At 33.0% G+C, this 15,677-nt stretch carries 17 protein-coding genes; 5 read left to right on the forward strand and 12 right to left on the reverse strand.

What is annotated here, in order from left to right; translation table 11 throughout:
- Window positions 1-4 precede the first annotated feature (4 nt).
- Entirely contained in the window at window positions 5-331 is a 327-nt protein-coding gene (locus tag GJV85_RS09020) for a hypothetical protein (protein WP_207561055.1), read from the forward strand.
- On the opposite strand, the gene GJV85_RS09025 is transcribed toward GJV85_RS09020, so the two are convergent.
- Entirely contained in the window at window positions 328-1,347 is a 1,020-nt protein-coding gene (locus GJV85_RS09025) for an aldo/keto reductase (RefSeq protein WP_207561056.1), read from the reverse strand. The two genes, GJV85_RS09020 and GJV85_RS09025, sit on opposite strands and share 4 nt — an antisense overlap.
- A 139-nt stretch (window positions 1,348-1,486) precedes the next feature.
- Here GJV85_RS09025 and guaB point away from each other — a divergent pair, with 139 nt between their 5' ends.
- A complete protein-coding gene (gene guaB / locus GJV85_RS09030) occupies window positions 1,487-2,932 on the forward strand; it encodes an IMP dehydrogenase (RefSeq protein ID WP_207561057.1) in 1,446 nt (481 codons plus the stop codon).
- A 157-nt stretch (window positions 2,933-3,089) separates the two neighbouring features.
- Window positions 3,090-5,645, forward strand: a complete 2,556-nt coding sequence (locus GJV85_RS09035) for an EAL domain-containing protein (RefSeq protein ID WP_207561058.1) — start codon at window positions 3,090-3,092, stop codon at window positions 5,643-5,645.
- Here GJV85_RS09035 and GJV85_RS09040 read toward each other — a convergent pair.
- A complete protein-coding gene (locus GJV85_RS09040) occupies window positions 5,642-6,808 on the reverse strand; it encodes a murein transglycosylase domain-containing protein (RefSeq protein ID WP_207561059.1) in 1,167 nt (388 codons plus the stop codon). The genes GJV85_RS09035 and GJV85_RS09040 overlap by 4 nt on opposite strands.
- Before the next feature lie 127 nt (window positions 6,809-6,935).
- Between GJV85_RS09040 and GJV85_RS09045 the strand changes: the two genes are divergently transcribed.
- Both GJV85_RS09045 and GJV85_RS09050 read left to right on the forward strand, forming a co-directional pair.
- Entirely contained in the window at window positions 6,936-7,448 is a 513-nt protein-coding gene (locus GJV85_RS09045; RefSeq protein WP_242689776.1) for an RDD family protein, read from the forward strand.
- Window positions 7,432-7,638 (forward strand): hypothetical protein, encoded by a 207-nt coding sequence (locus GJV85_RS09050; RefSeq protein ID WP_207561060.1) that lies wholly within the window; start codon window positions 7,432-7,434, stop codon window positions 7,636-7,638. Before GJV85_RS09045 ends, GJV85_RS09050 begins: the two co-directional genes overlap by 17 nt.
- A 6-nt stretch (window positions 7,639-7,644) precedes the next feature.
- Here the strand turns inward: GJV85_RS09050 and GJV85_RS09055 are convergent, their stop codons facing one another.
- The 10 genes from GJV85_RS09055 to GJV85_RS09100 form a co-directional block, all read right to left on the reverse strand.
- Window positions 7,645-8,367: a tRNA 2-thiocytidine biosynthesis TtcA family protein gene (locus tag GJV85_RS09055; protein WP_207561061.1), complete on the reverse strand. Its 723-nt coding sequence runs from the start codon at window positions 8,365-8,367 to the stop codon at window positions 7,645-7,647.
- Between the two features lie 84 nt (window positions 8,368-8,451).
- Window positions 8,452-9,162 carry a 5'-methylthioadenosine/adenosylhomocysteine nucleosidase gene (locus GJV85_RS09060; protein ID WP_283949412.1) on the reverse strand — a complete coding sequence of 237 codons (711 nt, stop codon included), beginning with the start codon at window positions 9,160-9,162 and terminating at the stop codon, window positions 8,452-8,454.
- A 12-nt stretch (window positions 9,163-9,174) separates the two neighbouring features.
- Complete coding sequence (locus GJV85_RS09065; protein ID WP_207561062.1) at window positions 9,175-9,891, reverse strand: nitrilase-related carbon-nitrogen hydrolase; 717 nt, start codon at window positions 9,889-9,891, stop codon at window positions 9,175-9,177.
- 2 nt (window positions 9,892-9,893) lie between these two features.
- A complete protein-coding gene (gene fabD / locus GJV85_RS09070) occupies window positions 9,894-10,832 on the reverse strand; it encodes an ACP S-malonyltransferase (protein WP_207561063.1) in 939 nt (312 codons plus the stop codon).
- Entirely contained in the window at window positions 10,833-11,606 is a 774-nt protein-coding gene (locus GJV85_RS09075) for a DNA-binding transcriptional response regulator (protein WP_242689777.1), read from the reverse strand. It lies immediately after the preceding gene.
- Window positions 11,581-12,090 carry an FKBP-type peptidyl-prolyl cis-trans isomerase gene (locus tag GJV85_RS09080; RefSeq protein ID WP_207561064.1) on the reverse strand — a complete coding sequence of 170 codons (510 nt, stop codon included), beginning with the start codon at window positions 12,088-12,090 and terminating at the stop codon, window positions 11,581-11,583. Before GJV85_RS09080 ends, GJV85_RS09075 begins: the two co-directional genes overlap by 26 nt.
- Before the next feature lie 48 nt (window positions 12,091-12,138).
- A complete protein-coding gene (locus GJV85_RS09085) occupies window positions 12,139-13,056 on the reverse strand; it encodes a tetratricopeptide repeat protein (protein ID WP_207561065.1) in 918 nt (305 codons plus the stop codon).
- A gap of 8 nt (window positions 13,057-13,064) precedes the next feature.
- Window positions 13,065-13,616 carry an OmpA family protein gene (locus tag GJV85_RS09090; RefSeq protein ID WP_207561066.1) on the reverse strand — a complete coding sequence of 184 codons (552 nt, stop codon included), beginning with the start codon at window positions 13,614-13,616 and terminating at the stop codon, window positions 13,065-13,067.
- 104 nt (window positions 13,617-13,720) lie between these two features.
- Window positions 13,721-14,971 carry a Tol-Pal system protein TolB gene (gene tolB / locus GJV85_RS09095; protein ID WP_207561067.1) on the reverse strand — a complete coding sequence of 417 codons (1,251 nt, stop codon included), beginning with the start codon at window positions 14,969-14,971 and terminating at the stop codon, window positions 13,721-13,723.
- A gap of 2 nt (window positions 14,972-14,973) precedes the next feature.
- Window positions 14,974-15,609, reverse strand: a complete 636-nt coding sequence (locus GJV85_RS09100) for a TonB C-terminal domain-containing protein (RefSeq protein WP_207561068.1) — start codon at window positions 15,607-15,609, stop codon at window positions 14,974-14,976.
- Window positions 15,610-15,677 lie beyond the last annotated feature (68 nt).

Consider the following 15,677-nt stretch of genomic DNA (forward strand, 5'->3'; position numbering starts at 1 on the left):
TAAAATGAATCAAACGCTTGATGCAGATGAGCATAAAAAAGCTCGTGAGTCAATTATGATTCATGTAAGAAAAGTTGTTCCCTATGCTTTAATGGTTGCTGTTGCAAGTGGTATGTATCTATTTTTTCAAGTCTTTGGAGAGATAGTAGACAATCAACTTAGCAGTTTTCAAATCATGCTAGGTATTAAAGCATTTTTAGGATTATGGCTTGGCTTTCGTGGTATAAATCAAAAGCTATTTGGTATAAACCCTTGGATCTTTAAAAGTCATCTATTTCCATTCTCACTAGTTGTACTTATAATTCTTTTATCACAGTTTATGTACCTCTAGCCCATAGGGTACATAATCTCTTCTTGAATCGTTTTTATCTCTGCCATAACCTCTTCACTAAGCTTAATGTCAAACGCAGCAAAAGAGTTGTCTAGTTGCTCTGGCGTTCTTGCTCCAATTATAGTTGATGCAACAAAGTCAAATTGTTTAGAGTACGCTACAGCTAAAGTAACAGGTGAAATATTTAATTGTGAGGCAATTTCCATGTATTTTGATGTACTTTTAAGGGACTTATCATTGACAAACCGTGTTCCTTGAGCTCTTATTCGTGGATTAGAATTTTTTAGATATTCTGAAAATCTTGCATTCTCAGGATAAAACTTAGCGTTGTACTTCCCACTCAGCACACCTCCACCAATAGGCGAATATGGCAAAAGTGAAATCTTTTCTTGTTTGCAAACATGAGCTAACTCATCAAGAAAACGCGGGTTATTTAAAGAGAAGTTATTTTGTATAGATTCAAATCTACTGATACCTAGATTTTTAGAAGTCTCATTTGCTTTTGTGAGTCCATAAGCGCTATCATTTGAAGTTCCAAGATACCTGACCTTTCCCTCTTTTACTAACTCATCAAACGCCAATAAAGACTCTTCTATAGGTATAACGGTGTCTGGCCAATGCATTTGATAAAGGTCAATATAATCAGTTCCTAATCTCTTTAAACTCCCTTCTATCGCTCTTTTAATATGGAACTTATCTATTGCTGTCATTCCATTTCTTATCGGTGGGACAAACCATCCATTTGCCGCTCCTGCAACTTTTGAAGCGATGATGAGGTTTTCTCTATTTTTTCCTTTTAACCATCGTCCTATTATACTCTCAGTTTCTCCAGAGTATTCAGATTTAGGAGGAACTGGATAGAGTTCGGCTGTGTCAAAAAAGTTTACTCCTCTATCGACTGCTTTATCCATTATACGAAAAGATTCATTCTCATCACTCCATGATCCAAAACTCATAGTTCCCAAACATATAGGCGTAACTCGAAGTCCTGTTTTTCCAATATATCGATATTCCATAAAAAGCCTTTAGTAGTAAAAAAAATTTATATATTATTATAGCTAACTACTTATTTTACCTCCTTTTAACAACAAAAAAGATATAATCCAAAAATTTTAAAGCAGTAAGCATAATTACTTTTAGCACAAAAGGATAACCATGAGAATTCGTAAAAGAGCACTAACGTTTGAAGACGTACTATTAGTCCCACAGTATTCTGAAGTATTACCAAAAGAGGTATCTTTAGAGAGTAAATTAACTCGTAACATTACTCTTAAAATTCCAATGGTTTCTGCAGCAATGGATACTGTTACAGAGTACCGTGCTGCAATAGCGATGGCAAGACTTGGTGGTATTGGTATTATCCATAAAAACATGGATATTAAAGCACAATGTAAACAAATTACAAAAGTGAAAAAAAGTGAAAGTGGCATTATTATTGATCCTATTTTTGTTCACCCTGATGCTACACTAGCAGAAGCAGATGCACTTATGGGTGAGTACAAGATATCAGGTGTACCAGTTATTGATGAACACAATAAACTTCTTGGTATTCTTACAAATCGTGATATGCGTTTTGAAAAAGATATGAAGAAGCTTGCATCTGAAACTATGACAAAAATGCCTCTTGTAACTGCAACAAAAGGAATATCTCTGGATGATGCTGCAGATATTATGCATCAACATAAGATAGAAAAACTTCCTATCATTGATGAAGATGGTTATTTAAAAGGTTTAGTGACTATTAAAGATATTAAAAAACGCATAGAATATCCAAACTCAAATAAAGATGCATTTGGTCGTCTTGTCGTTGGTGCTGCTATTGGTGTTGGTCAATTTGACCGTGCAAAAGCTCTTGTGGATGCTGGTGTAGATGTTTTAGTTCTTGACTCTGCACATGGACATTCCAAAGGTATTCTTGATACTGTAAGAAAAATAAAAGAGACTATGGAAGTAGATGTTATCGCTGGTAATATTGCCACAGCTGAAGCTGTTGAGGCACTTATCGAAGCTGGGGCAGACGCTGTAAAAGTTGGTATAGGACCTGGTAGTATATGTACTACTCGTATCGTAGCAGGTGTTGGTGTACCACAAATCTCTGCAATCGATGAGTGTGCACAGGCTGCTCGTAAACATGGCGTTCCCGTTATTGCTGATGGTGGTATAAAATACTCAGGAGACATCTCTAAAGCTCTAGCTGTTGGTGCTTCTTGTATTATGGCTGGTTCACTTCTTGCAGGTACTGAAGAGTCTCCAGGCGAAACAATTATGTTTCAAGGGCGCCAATATAAATCATACCGTGGTATGGGATCTATTGGAGCAATGCAAAAAGGTTCAAATGATAGATACTTTCAAGAGGGGACGGCTGCTGATAAGTTAGTTCCTGAAGGAATTGAAGGTCGTGTTCCATTTCGTGGGAGCATCGCTGGAATCGTTCATCAAATGATGGGTGGACTACGTGCGTCTATGGGTTACTGTGGAAGTGAAACTATTGAGATGTTTTGGGACAAAGCAGAATTTGTTGAGATTACATCTGCTGGACTTAAAGAGTCTCATGTTCATGACGTTATCATTACTCAAGAAGCTCCTAACTATCATGTATAAACTCTTTATAGCTCTTTAAGAGTTATAAAAACCTCCAAATATACAAAGTGTAAAAATATTACACTTTGTATAACTTATATTTATCTCTAAAAATTAATCCACTTTAAACTATAATTATATATAATGAGTACATAAAATCAGTTTATTAGGAATATTAATGAATAGTATGGATAAGGTAGATGTTGATGCACAAAAATTAAAACTTCTATATATTAATACTTCCTCTGCACAATTACAAGATTCACCCCTACCCTTAAATGACATTTTTCAAACTGTAACAATACTCTCATCTATAGATCAAACATTTGAACTATATAAAAAGAATTTTAATACCCCAGAACATTTTGACATTATTATAATGGATATTGATACATTAGATAGTGACACCATAATGATTTGTAAAAATCTAAAAGAGTTTAAACAGAACCAAATTATAGTTATAATAAGTCAAGATAAAGACTCAGACTACTTAGTAGAAGCATTAAATATAGGTGTGAACAAGTATATTGCAAAACCTTTCGATAGAGACTCTGTGGTCTCTTTGCTAACTGAGCTCTCTACTATTACCACAATAAATACTCAACAAGAAGATAAAGAGTTTTTACTTAGACAACAGAACAAAATAATTGATGAAAATGTCTACATTACTACTTCTGACTTAAATGGGAAAATTTTAGAGATATCTCAAGCTTATTTAGATTTTACAGGATATGCAAAAGAAGATATTATAGGACAAAATCATCGCATATTTAGAAATCATGATATTGATACAAATGTTATTAAACATCTTTGGGAAACTATTTCTAATGGTAAAGAGTGGAAAGGTGAGCTAAAAAATAACAAACTAAGTGGTGAAGAGTACTGGATAAGTACAACAATTAGACCACTCTATGATAAAAACAATGTCATGACAGGTTACACCGCTGTTAAAAGAGATATAACTAATCAGAAACGATTAGAGGAACTTTCGATCCAAGACCCTCTTACTTTAATACATAATCGTAGATATTTTGACACATACTTTAAACGTGAACTTAAACGTTCAGCATGGAAAAAAGAGAGATTTTCGCTTTTACTTTTAGGTGTAGACTACTATGAAGATTACAGGGATAAAGTAGGAAGGCTGAAATCTGACAAAGTAATTTTACAAATATCAGATGGAATATCCGAATGCTTAAGCTCCAAAATTTATGAAATATTTAAAGTGACTGAAACAGAGTTTGCCATAATTTTACTAAATTATGATGACGAACATGTCAAAGATTTTTCCACTCAAATAATATCTTGTGTAGAATCTCTAAAAATAGAAAATCCACATAGTAAAGTCTCACAATATTTTACACTCTCCATTGGTGTAGCAAATATTCAAACAGATAAGCATACTCTATACTGTAACGATATATACAATATAGCCGATGCTAACCTTACTAAAGCAAAAGAGTTAGGTAGAAATAGATTTGTGATGGAAGTTGATGAGAGTTATCTACAAGAGTTAAAAGATATAGATGTGATTACTAAACTTCCAAATAGAGGAGTTTTAGTACACGATATCTCTTTACTACAAGAAGATGCAATGCTAATGATACTTCACATAAAACAGATTAACTCACTTAAAAATCTTTATGGGTTTGATTTTACAAGTGAGGTTGTAGGTAAAAAAGCTCAGCAACTTAAGGATATATTGCGAGATGAAGAGACGTCTCTATATAGCCTAAATTTACAAGAGTTTGCTATTTTGGTTACAAATAAAAACTTATTTGACAAATATTTTTTACTTTTGAAGCACTCAATACTACTTAATAATGACTTTTATATAAATAACTTAGATCAATATATTACTGCTGATTTTACTGTTGGTATTGCTTATGGTATAGGCGGCATATTTAACCATGCTGACTTAGTACTCCAAGAAGCCATACTGTCTAAAATAAGTTACAAAGTATATAAAAGCAATCAAACAGCAAGACAACTAGAAGAGGACACTCTTAAACGTCTGCGTGTATACAAACAAGCACTCCATGAAGGAAATATTATCCCTTATTTTCAACCTATTGTCGATACATATACAGGTAAACTTATAAAATATGAAGCTCTGGCACGTTTACAAACAGAAGATGGGAGTATAGTAAGTCCATACTTCTTTTTAGATTCTGCAAAAGAGGATAAATCATTTGAATACTTTACAAGACAGATGATGCAAAAAGTTTTTATCATATACTCTAAAAATAGTGCTGACATCTCCATCAATCTAAGTTATGAAAATATCAACTCTGAGAGTATGATTCAGTACATAAAAAATAGACTAAATAAATATGGTGGAGAAGGTATAACATTTGAAATTGTAGAGTCAGAGGATATTAGAGATTATAAAGTACTTGAAGAGTTTATAGGGATGGTTAAAAACTATGGATGTAAAATTTCTGTTGATGATTTTGGCTCAGGTTATTCAAACTTTAAACATGTAACACAATTAGATATAGACTTTATAAAACTTGATGGATCTTTAATAGAGAACCTTAATAAAGATGAAAATATCAAACATATGATTAAAGGACTTTTAGTCTATGCTAAAAATGCCAATATTAAAACTATCGCAGAGTTTGTGAGTTCTAAAGAGCTTGCAGACACAGTAAAAGAGCTCGGGATAGACTATATTCAAGGCTATTACCATGGTGAACCTAAGAGCCCTGAAGAGTATGGTCTAAAAAACTAGTTATATGCCGCGCTATAAGCTGGCATTCTTTTTCGAACTCGCTTTAGATAGTGCTTAGGCTCATCAAAACGCAGGTTTGCCTGTAAATGATTATAGACCTCTTCTGGTGTCATGGCATTTATCTTCCCTACTGCTTTATTTACATTATACTTTCTTGTAAATGCCCATGCGATATTTCCCGCACCCGTGTTATATGCCGCAATACTACAGTATAGTCTACTTTGTGGATTTTTTATTTTTTTAAGATATCTGTAGTACAAAATATGCAAGTAAGTACTACCCATCTCTATATTATTTTTTCCAGAGTACAGATATGTTGCACTTGGCATCCCTTTTTTCTTATAAAGGAACTTGTATATGTCACGACCTGCAGATGTCGGAACAACTTGCATAAGCCCAAATGCTGGAATATGAGATTTTGCAAAAGGGTTAAAATCGCTCTCTGTTTGAATAATTGCAAAGATAAGAGGAACGGGAATTTCAAACCTTTTAGCATTTTTTCTTACATCTGCTTCATAAGCTTTTGATTTTTTCAAAGTACTGTTCTTAGGGAGGGCTACTCTTATTCTATAAACTTTTTCGTCTTTCAACTTGGATTTTTTTACTTCAATTTTAGACTTTTCAAGAGTTTTAGAGACATACTTTTTCACATCTTTTTTTGTTGGTTTTTTATCAAAAACTATATTTGATAGTATTGGTTTATCATCTTTCTTTGTTTTAAACTTATCTATTTTTTTAGATATCTCAGCTACTTTTTTTTGCAGTGGATCTGTTTTTATAACTTCCTCTGTGCTTTTACTAACAGCATAGTTAAGTCTCTTCTGAAGTTGTTTCTGTGCTATTTCTTTACTAGGTGCGATAGTCTCTATAACTATCTCATTCTTTTCAAAGTCAACTTCAGAGCGACTCTTTTTATCTTCAGAGTAACTTACCCACTCTTTTTTTGAAGATAATTTAGGGTCCTTCCAAAATTTTCCCAATTCACCTTTATAAGCCTTATACTCTTCATCTAGCTCTTTTTTATATTTATCAAATTCATTTTCTTGAGTCATCTTGTACGAGCTAAATTCAGCCTGCATCTGAGCCATTTCTTCTTCCATAGTAAGTGCTTGAGTTGATATAACTAATAGAGTAGATAAAAAAAGAGTCTTAAGTATTTTCATTTATTTTCCTAATATAATTTAATAAATATACTACCTATATTTTAATTAAAAAGTAATAATGATACACAGATTAAATTAGCTAAATTTTCAAATAATATTTTATATAAAACAGTGATATAATCAAGACATGAAAAATATAAATATAAAATATGCAGGTTTCTGGATACGATTTATGGCCTCGCTTGCAGATACAATCTTTTTAGCCTTACCTTTGGGTATAGTTATTTACTTTTTGAGTGATGGAACGTGGTTTGATTTTTCACAATATCAGCAGAATATGCAGATGGCAATGAGTGGAAATACTCATGCACTAGACAAGCAACCAAACACATCATTAAAGTGGGAACTTCTATTTGAAGTTTCAGTTTTGATAACTACTATGTTATTTTGGAGAAGATGGAGAGGCGCTACGCCAGGAAAGAAATTTGTTCATATCAAAGTTGTAGACGCTCTCACCTTTGAAGATATAGATAATAAACAAGCTATAACTCGCTCACTGGGTTATATCGTTTCAACATTTGTTTTTTTACTAGGTTTTATAATGGTAGCATTTAGAAAAGATAAACGCTCACTGCATGATTTACTTGCAGGAACTAGCGTTATATATGAAGGTGAAAATGAAGATGAAAATATCGATTAGTGCACAAAATATTGAGAATATAGAACTATTAAAAGAGTTACTAAAAACAGATGAAAGTTCTATAATTAATCAAGCTCTTGAAGAGTTTTTCGCAAATGAGCAAAAAAAACTTTTAGAAAAAGATATAGATGATGAAAATAGACTTACAAACCTAGATTATGATGAGTTTTGGGATGGAGTTGATATATAGCTTTGTTTAATCTTCAGTTATAAAAAAGCTATCTACAGATATATTTTTAAATGCTGCGTTTAGCGAAGTGAAGAGGTCTGGAAACTCTTTTTCCATCTTTGCCAACATTACCTTCATTTTTGCTCTTGCATGGGGCATTTTGACATCAAAACGCATAGCAGGACAAGCTTCATCGCCTATAGCTTCTATTTCATTATCTTGAACAAAAGCAAGAAGTTGGCGTTCACGCATCTGAATAAGTGGACGAATGACTATAAGGCCATTTTCCGCAGTATACTTTGGAGCTAAAGAGCGCATCTGACCGTTATAAATAAAGTTCATGAAAAAGCTCTCAGCAGCATCATCCATGTGGTGACCAAGAGCTACTTTATTACAACCTAGCTCTTGTGCAACGCTATAGAGGTAACCTCTTCTCATACGAGAGAAAAAACTACAAAAAGAGGAGTTCTTACGAATCTTTTCTTTTGCGAGTTCATATGTTTGAGTATCCCTAATGACATGTTCTATGCCATTGGCTTTACAATGAGCTGATAATTTATCAAAATTTTCACCCATGCCATACCCAACTGTTACAGCAACAAATTCAAACTTAAAAGGAGCACGACGTTGTTGTTCTCTCATAGCGTGTATCATAGTAAGCGAATCTTTTCCACCACTTAAACCAACAAGGATTTTATCACCCTCTTCTATTAGTTTAAACTCAGCGTTAGTTTTGCCAAGTTTTGACATAACCTTCTTCGAAGGAACTATACCTCTCACTTTAAGCCTCCCATTGAGGGAAACATAGCGTTAGCATAGTTAAATGGACTTTGTTCATTTTGCGTCATATGATGGACTAACTATTTTATCTACCATTTTCATAACGAATTCTGCAGAGATGATTGCACTTGATTCCATAAACTCGTCAAATGAAAAAGACGCATCCGTATCAGCAGTGTCACTAATTGCACGCAGTATAAAAAAAGGCACGTTTAAGGCATTGCATACAACACCAACGCTTCCACCTTCCATTTCAAGAGCATCTGCATTAAAGTTATCTACTATTTTCTTTTTTATAGCCTCATCATGTACAAACTGATCACCAGTGGCAATAATCCCTTCTTGAACTGTTTTCCCTAACTCTACTGCCACGTCTTTAGCTATTTTTATGAGTTCTTTATCTGTCTCAACAAATACAGACCCACCAGGAACAAAGCCTATAGGGTGTCCAAAAGCAGTAATATCTAAATCATGCTGAGAAAGTTTTGTAGCTACTATTAAATCTCCGATTTTCAGACTAGGATTTATTCCACCTGCAACACCAGAAAATAGAAGTATAGAACATCCAAAGTGCTCAATCATAGTAGTTGCAGTCAAGGTTGAAAATACTTTTCCAATTTTAGAGTAAGCAATAACTAACTCACTACCCTTATATGTAGCCTCGTAATAAGTATTGTCTGCATACTCGGTAGTTTTGTAATCACCCACTATCTTTAGTATTGGAGCTATCTCCTCAGGCATTGCACCCATAATTGCTATCTTCATAATGTAAAATTCCTATATTTCAAATGTTTTAATAACTACTTCATAATGAGGTAATTTATGCTCAATTTCAGCGTTTGCATTGACTATACAACTTCCACCCCAAAACCCAAGGCCATCTTCAAATCCAACACGGTTTACAAAGATAAGCATAGCACTACACTCTTTTGCCACTGTTTGAATGATTTCATACCATTTACTTTGTATATCTAAACCATTATTGCTGAAACCACGTGCGGGTGAAGCGACTAACGCTATTATTAAATCTGGATTTTGTTCTATTAAATCATGGTGAACGTTTTTATGCCAAAGATCTTCACAAACAACCATGGAGACTCTTTTTTCTTCAACTAAGAAACTTTCAAATAGATCTCCAGCACTAAAGTATCGTGCTTCTTCAAACATACCATAGTTTGGCAGGTGAACTTTATTGTGTCTGCTTAAAAGTTCACCCTGACTAAAATATAGAGCTGTGTTTCTAAAGCTGTTTTTTTCTCTTAACGCCACACCAACAACAATATCTATATCTTTACTCAACTCTCTAAGTTCATTTAATTCATCTAAGCGCCAAGCATCTTCTGTAAGTTTGTCTTGGAGCATATACCCACTTAGTGAAAGTTCAGGAAAAACGATGATATCACTCTGATTTTTAACACTGTTTATAGTTTTAATGATTTCACCTAAGTTAGAACGATTTAACTTAGGTGATGTTTGGGCAAGAGTTATTCTCATACTTAAGAGCAGATTTCTTCTTTAACAGCTTCAAGTGAAGCCATATCTGAGATATTTAACGTTTTTAAATCTTTAGCGATTCTACGGTTAAGGCCTTTAAGAGTGATACCATTACCAAACTCTATAGCCATATCTAAATCATTAGCTACTGCTAAAATTGATTGTTTATATTTAACTGGCTTAACAAGTTGATCCTTAAGTAGAGCAACTGCATCAGCTTTTGTACTGTATGGCGCTGTAGTTACATTAGATATAACAGGTGCACTAAAGTTATTACTAATCATCTTCTCCATCAATTCAGCTAGTGGTGCTTGTGCTGGCTCTAAGATAGCACAGTGAGACGCAACTGACATATCTAAAAGCAGTGCACGTTTTGCACCTGCATCTTTAAATGTTTGCTCTAAAGAAATTAAATCTGACTTCATACCAGCAACTACAAGTTGACCATCTTGATTGTAATTTGCAGGCCATACTTTCTTACCTTCAGCCTGTGCATCAGCACAAACTTTTTCAACAGAAGCATCATCAAGACCAACAAGAACCATCATTCCAGCTTCAACGCTGTCACATGCAGACTGCATAAATGCACCACGGTTATGCACCAACTCAATAGCATCTACATAGTCAATAGCACCTGAAGCGCAGAGTGCAGAAAATTCACCAAGGGAGTGTCCTAAGAAAAGTTCTGCTTTTACATCTGGGCAAGCGTCACTAAAAAGTTTGTAAGCTATCATCTGCACTAATAAAATTGCAGGTTGAGTATAAGCAGTTTGACCTAACTTCTCATTTTCTTCAAAAATGAGTGCTTTAAAGTCAACTCCAATTCGCTCACCAGCTTTTGCAAACATCTCACGTGCCACTTCGCTATTATCGTAAAAGTCTTTTCCCATTCCAACCGCTTGACTACCTTGTCCAGCAAATATCATCGCAATTCTACTCATCTATTCTCCTTGTAAATACTCTTTGTTATCTGATATTTTTTTTCTTAATGTATTTCTATTAAGCCCTAGCTTATCTGCTAATTGTAGTTGTGACTTAAACTTACTTAACCCTGCTTTAATTAAAGGTACCTCATACAGGTATAGGTAATTTCTATAGTCACTATTGGAACCCATTTTTTCAAAAAGATAATTTTGCATTATTTCCATCAACTCATTATCTTTAATATCTTGTAATAAATAATTTACCATAACTTGTCGCTTCAATGATTTTGCATTGTTACTTAAGTCAGCTTTAAAATTTGTAATATTAAAATCTTCGCTGCCACCGAATAACTTCGATGCTTCTTTAGTAAACTGTTTTACTAAAATCGAAACATCTTCAGCTCTCTCTTTTAAGGGTGGAATATCAAACTTAACACTAAAAATATCTTCAATAAATTCATTTGTAAAAGATTGCTTTGATGTCGCTATAACACGAATATTATTTTCATTTATAGAATCAACTAAGCGTTTAAGATTTGGAGAGGTTTCTATATTTGTAATGATGATTTCTCTACTACTCTCGAGTGTAACAAGTAGCTCATCAAAATTCGATGCATCTACAATAGATGCATCTGGAAGTATAAAAGAAGCTAAAGTCTTTTTTCCAACACCAACCTCACCCATAATTAGGGCATTCACAGTTAGTGTTTTTAAAAGTGTAGCAGTTTTAAAAGCTTCAGTTGAAGCTTCAGATGCAGTTATAAAACTAGTGACATCCACAGCCTGTACCACAACTTTCACCTTCAGCTGGTTTATTCTCAGCAGGTATACCTGTCATAGCTTCTTCAGCAGATGCATCTCTAACGCTGTTTAATGCAACACTAAACATTAATTCTTTACCTGCAAGAGGATGATTAAAATCGATCACTACCGTATCAGCACCAATCTCTTTTACAATAACTTGTACAGTACCGCCATCTTCACCTTGACCATAAAGAGTCATACCAATATCTAAATCAATACCAGCAAATTGGTCAGCAGGAACTTCTTGAGTTGCATCAGCGTTATACTCTCCATAAGCATCTTGAGGCTTAACAAGAAGATCAGCTTTTTCACCAACTTCCATATTTACTATTCCGCTTTCTAAACCAGGAATAATTTGACCTTTACCAAACATAAATACAAGTGGAGCTCCACCGATGTTACTATCTACTACTTTGTCGCCATCACGTACTTCGTACTCTATTGATACAATTTGATTTGCTTCTATTGCCATATTATCTACCTTTAATTTATTTTTGCGATTTTATCATAATAATCTATATTATGGCTGAAGATATTCATTTGCTTCTTTAGCTTCAATAGAATTAGGATATTTTGCAACTATTGCTTTAAAAAAGTTTTTAGCATTGTCTTTATCACCAGTTTTCCTCATAGATATAGCTGTATGCAGCATTAATTTAGGCATATATGATGCTTTAGAATACAAAGAAGAACTCTTTTTAAAATAAGAAATTGCATTTGCATAATTTTTTCTTTTATAGTTCATTTCACCAATCATATAGTGTGAAAATGCAGGCTTATAATTCTTCTTAATTAAATGCTCATAATTCTCAATTGCATTGGTATAATATCTTTTCTTATAATATGCTTGTGCTTCTTTATATACATCAGAACTACTCATTGAATCAAGTTTTGATTTAGAAGAGCTTTTTGTATTACTTTTCAACTCTTTTACTATAAGCTCTTTAAACTCATTTACATTTGTAACGAGAGTATTAAACTCGTCTTTTGAAACATAGTGAGTGTTTATTGTATCAAGAAGTAAAGACATTTCTGTAATTACAATTTTTTGCTGCTCTATGCTTGTTGTATTAGATTGAACGACTTCGCTAAGTCTCTTCTCATACAGATCTACACTTTCTCTATTTGCTAAGTTCTTCTCATTCTGCTTTTGTATATTTATTTTGTTATTATGTGCTTTTCTACTTAAACTCTCAATAATACTTTGCAAACCATCAATTCTTTCTCTTAGTGAGTCTAATTCATTTGCTTGATTATTACTTTTAACAGAAACTTTATTGAGTTTTTTCTTAGTGTCTAAAATAACTTTTTCATTGGAAGTAAGTCCATAAGGGTTTGGACTGTCGAGATTACCAGCACCAAACGCAGATGGTTCAGCACTGATAAGAAGTATAGGATATACAGCAGAGAGTAAGAAAACTAACTTACTTATCTTCATCTATATAATTATGGTAATAGTTTAAAATCTACACGACGGTTTTTAGACCAACATGACTGAGTTTTATCAGAACATACTGGGTTACTTTCGCCATAACTTACCATAGAGATACGAGATCCATCAATCCCTTCTGCTACGAATGCTTTTTTGACTGCATCAGCACGCTTTAGACCAAGTGCGAAGTTATACTCATCGCTTCCCCACTCGTCACAATTACCTTCAAGTTTAACTTTATAATCCATTGCACCAGTTTTACCCAGTTCTGCAGCAGAAGTAATTCTCTCTTGCATATCTGGAGTGATATCAAATTTATCAAATGCAAAATATATAGTTGGTAGCTGAGATTCAATATCAGACATACTTAAAGTAGTAGAATCATTTGATGATGAGTCAACCATACTATCTTCATTAGACACTACTTCAGTCTCAACTTCTTTAACTTTTTCCACTACTACAGGCTTAACAACTTCTTCTTTTGTATCTACTGCAGGCTCTTTTGTACTACATCCACTAAGAACTAATAGTGCTGTAACAACGCTAGAAAGTACTATACTCTTCATATTAAATATCCTCTATTTTAAAAATTGAGATATTATACCAAAAAAAATAGATAATAAAATAAATATATTGATTATTTTATATATTTATTTATATAATCTTTTTTCTACCAATCCATAGATTGAACTCTTCCATATTTTAATGGAAAAAGATAGTTTTTATTGTGATTTAGTCTTATAATTCCTATAGAACTCTGCTCTTTATAGTTTTTAATAAAAAGTATCGCATCCCCATCTTTTGAAAATCTTGGGAACTCATTAATACCTGTAGCAGTAAGCCTTCTAATAAAATCTGTCTTCATTGAAATAAGATGAAGATTGAAAGTATTTTTTGAAAAGGCATTTGAACTTTCTCTAGCTTTATAAACTATATACTCACCATTAGAGCTACATGCAGAGTTACTCTTACCATAAAAAACCAATTGCTCTACTGCATTTGTTTTTAGATCTTTTGAGAAGACATTTGGATAACCTAATCTTGATGAAATAAATATAATTTTGTTTTTATCCATAAACTGTGCATTAACATCTATCCCCCCATAACTAGTCTCGCGTTTGTATTTCTTTGTTGTCAAATTATATGTATACACATCGGGCTGTCCATTCTTGGCCATCGTTAACAATAAAGTATTACTATCTGCACTTACATCTGAACAAACCATCATTCCATCAGAGGAGATGATCTTTTTAACTTTCACAGTTTTAAGATCAAGATGCTTAAGAGTAGGTACATTAGAATCTAAAGATGTGTAATAAAAAGCATTTTGTGCATTATTAGCCCATTTTGGAAAGACATTAAAACCACCACTTACAACAACTTGCTGATATGATAGAGAATAATCTGAAATAACGATTTCACTCTCTTTAGGTCCAACTATTCGTGAGAAAATCACTTTTCTTTTCATCCACTCAACTGATGGCTCACCCATAAATTTATTAATATCGTAAGCTATAGCATGTGCTATAAACATATATATATTACGTCTACTAACTTTATAGTTTTTAGAAAATACGTCTTTGCCTTCCACTAACATTTTCATTTCAACGTTTAACGCGCCATTGTCATCTTCAAACATTTTATATCGCAATACGTATGCCATATCTATATTTTCAACTAAAACATCTGTAGCATTATAGTGTGTCACTCTATGAAATCTTTCAACATTAAAAATAGAAATTACATTTAAATCTGCAATAAGGGCTTTAAAAAACTGTAGCTTGAAGGTATCATCATAACTAATAGAAGCATCTTCAACCGCCAAAGATGGTAAAGAGTCTGCCTTTTTAATCACTTCAATCGTTGCATCATTAGCATGAGATAATCCAAACAACATTAATAATATAAGTATAATTTTCAACTTTACTCCTTAGATGTAAGTATTACAACTGTTTTTGTAGGGATATTTTGTGGATGAATAGGAAATATGACATCCATAATTCTAGCTTTAATATTGTCTACTTCTTCATTTAAAGCAGGATTATTTGAATAACTAAGTATCCTAAAGTCTATGACTTTTCCAAGTGCATTTAACTCAATAACACTCTTTACACTGTTGCCCTGTGTATTAGCAGGAACTCTAAAATACCTATAAACAATTGCTTGAATTTTAGCTAAATATTCGTTAACTTGCTCAGCAGTAGAGCTTTCTTCACTCTCATTGTGTGTATCAATTTCATTAAGATTATTAACAACTTCAGAAATTGAATTTACACTATTTTTTTCTTTTTTTTGAATTTTTTTCTGAATATCGAGCAATCGTTTTGTATCTTCTTTTTTAATTACTTTTTTCTTAGGCGTGATTTTTTTTGTCCAAACATCGCTAAATAGATTGTTTACATCTATGTTATCTCCTGTATCTTCAACAACACTAGATACGGGCGAACTTTTTTTAATTTTTTTTGGCTTAGTAGTTGCAATTTTTGGAACATCTAATGAAATAGAAATATAATTATTTTTAGTAAGTGCATAGGATTTTATATCAACTGAACGGAACATCATTAATGAAAAAAATATAAATATTAGAAAAAAAAGTGAGAAAGAGATAAATCCACTTAAATAAAAAA

It is taken from the genome of Sulfurimonas aquatica (assembly GCF_017357825.1).
GTDB classification, from domain to species: Bacteria; Campylobacterota; Campylobacteria; order Campylobacterales; family Sulfurimonadaceae; genus Sulfurimonas; species Sulfurimonas aquatica.

Coding starts and splice junctions, on each gene's coding strand:
- GJV85_RS09090 (WP_207561066.1), bottom strand. CDS start 13,616: ATGAAGAGTATAGTACTTTCTAGCGTTGTTACAGCACTATTAGTTCTT.
- GJV85_RS09085 (WP_207561065.1), bottom strand. CDS start 13,056: ATGAAGATAAGTAAGTTAGTTTTCTTACTCTCTGCTGTATATCCTATA.
- GJV85_RS09065 (WP_207561062.1), bottom strand. CDS start 9,891: ATGAGAATAACTCTTGCCCAAACATCACCTAAGTTAAATCGTTCTAAC.
- GJV85_RS09080 (WP_207561064.1), bottom strand. CDS start 12,090: ATGGCAATAGAAGCAAATCAAATTGTATCAATAGAGTACGAAGTACGT.
- GJV85_RS09035 (WP_207561058.1), top strand. CDS start 3,090: ATGAATAGTATGGATAAGGTAGATGTTGATGCACAAAAATTAAAACTT.
- fabD (WP_207561063.1), bottom strand. CDS start 10,832: ATGAGTAGAATTGCGATGATATTTGCTGGACAAGGTAGTCAAGCGGTT.
- GJV85_RS09100 (WP_207561068.1), bottom strand. CDS start 15,609: ATGTTCCGTTCAGTTGATATAAAATCCTATGCACTTACTAAAAATAAT.
- GJV85_RS09020 (WP_207561055.1), top strand. CDS start 5: ATGAATCAAACGCTTGATGCAGATGAGCATAAAAAAGCTCGTGAGTCA.
- guaB (WP_207561057.1), top strand. CDS start 1,487: ATGAGAATTCGTAAAAGAGCACTAACGTTTGAAGACGTACTATTAGTC.
- GJV85_RS09060 (WP_283949412.1), bottom strand. CDS start 9,162: ATGAAGATAGCAATTATGGGTGCAATGCCTGAGGAGATAGCTCCAATA.
- GJV85_RS09045 (WP_242689776.1), top strand. CDS start 6,936: ATGAAAAATATAAATATAAAATATGCAGGTTTCTGGATACGATTTATG.
- GJV85_RS09025 (WP_207561056.1), bottom strand. CDS start 1,347: ATGGAATATCGATATATTGGAAAAACAGGACTTCGAGTTACGCCTATA.
- GJV85_RS09055 (WP_207561061.1), bottom strand. CDS start 8,367: ATGTCAAAACTTGGCAAAACTAACGCTGAGTTTAAACTAATAGAAGAG.
- GJV85_RS09040 (WP_207561059.1), bottom strand. CDS start 6,808: ATGAAAATACTTAAGACTCTTTTTTTATCTACTCTATTAGTTATATCA.
- GJV85_RS09050 (WP_207561060.1), top strand. CDS start 7,432: ATGAAAATATCGATTAGTGCACAAAATATTGAGAATATAGAACTATTA.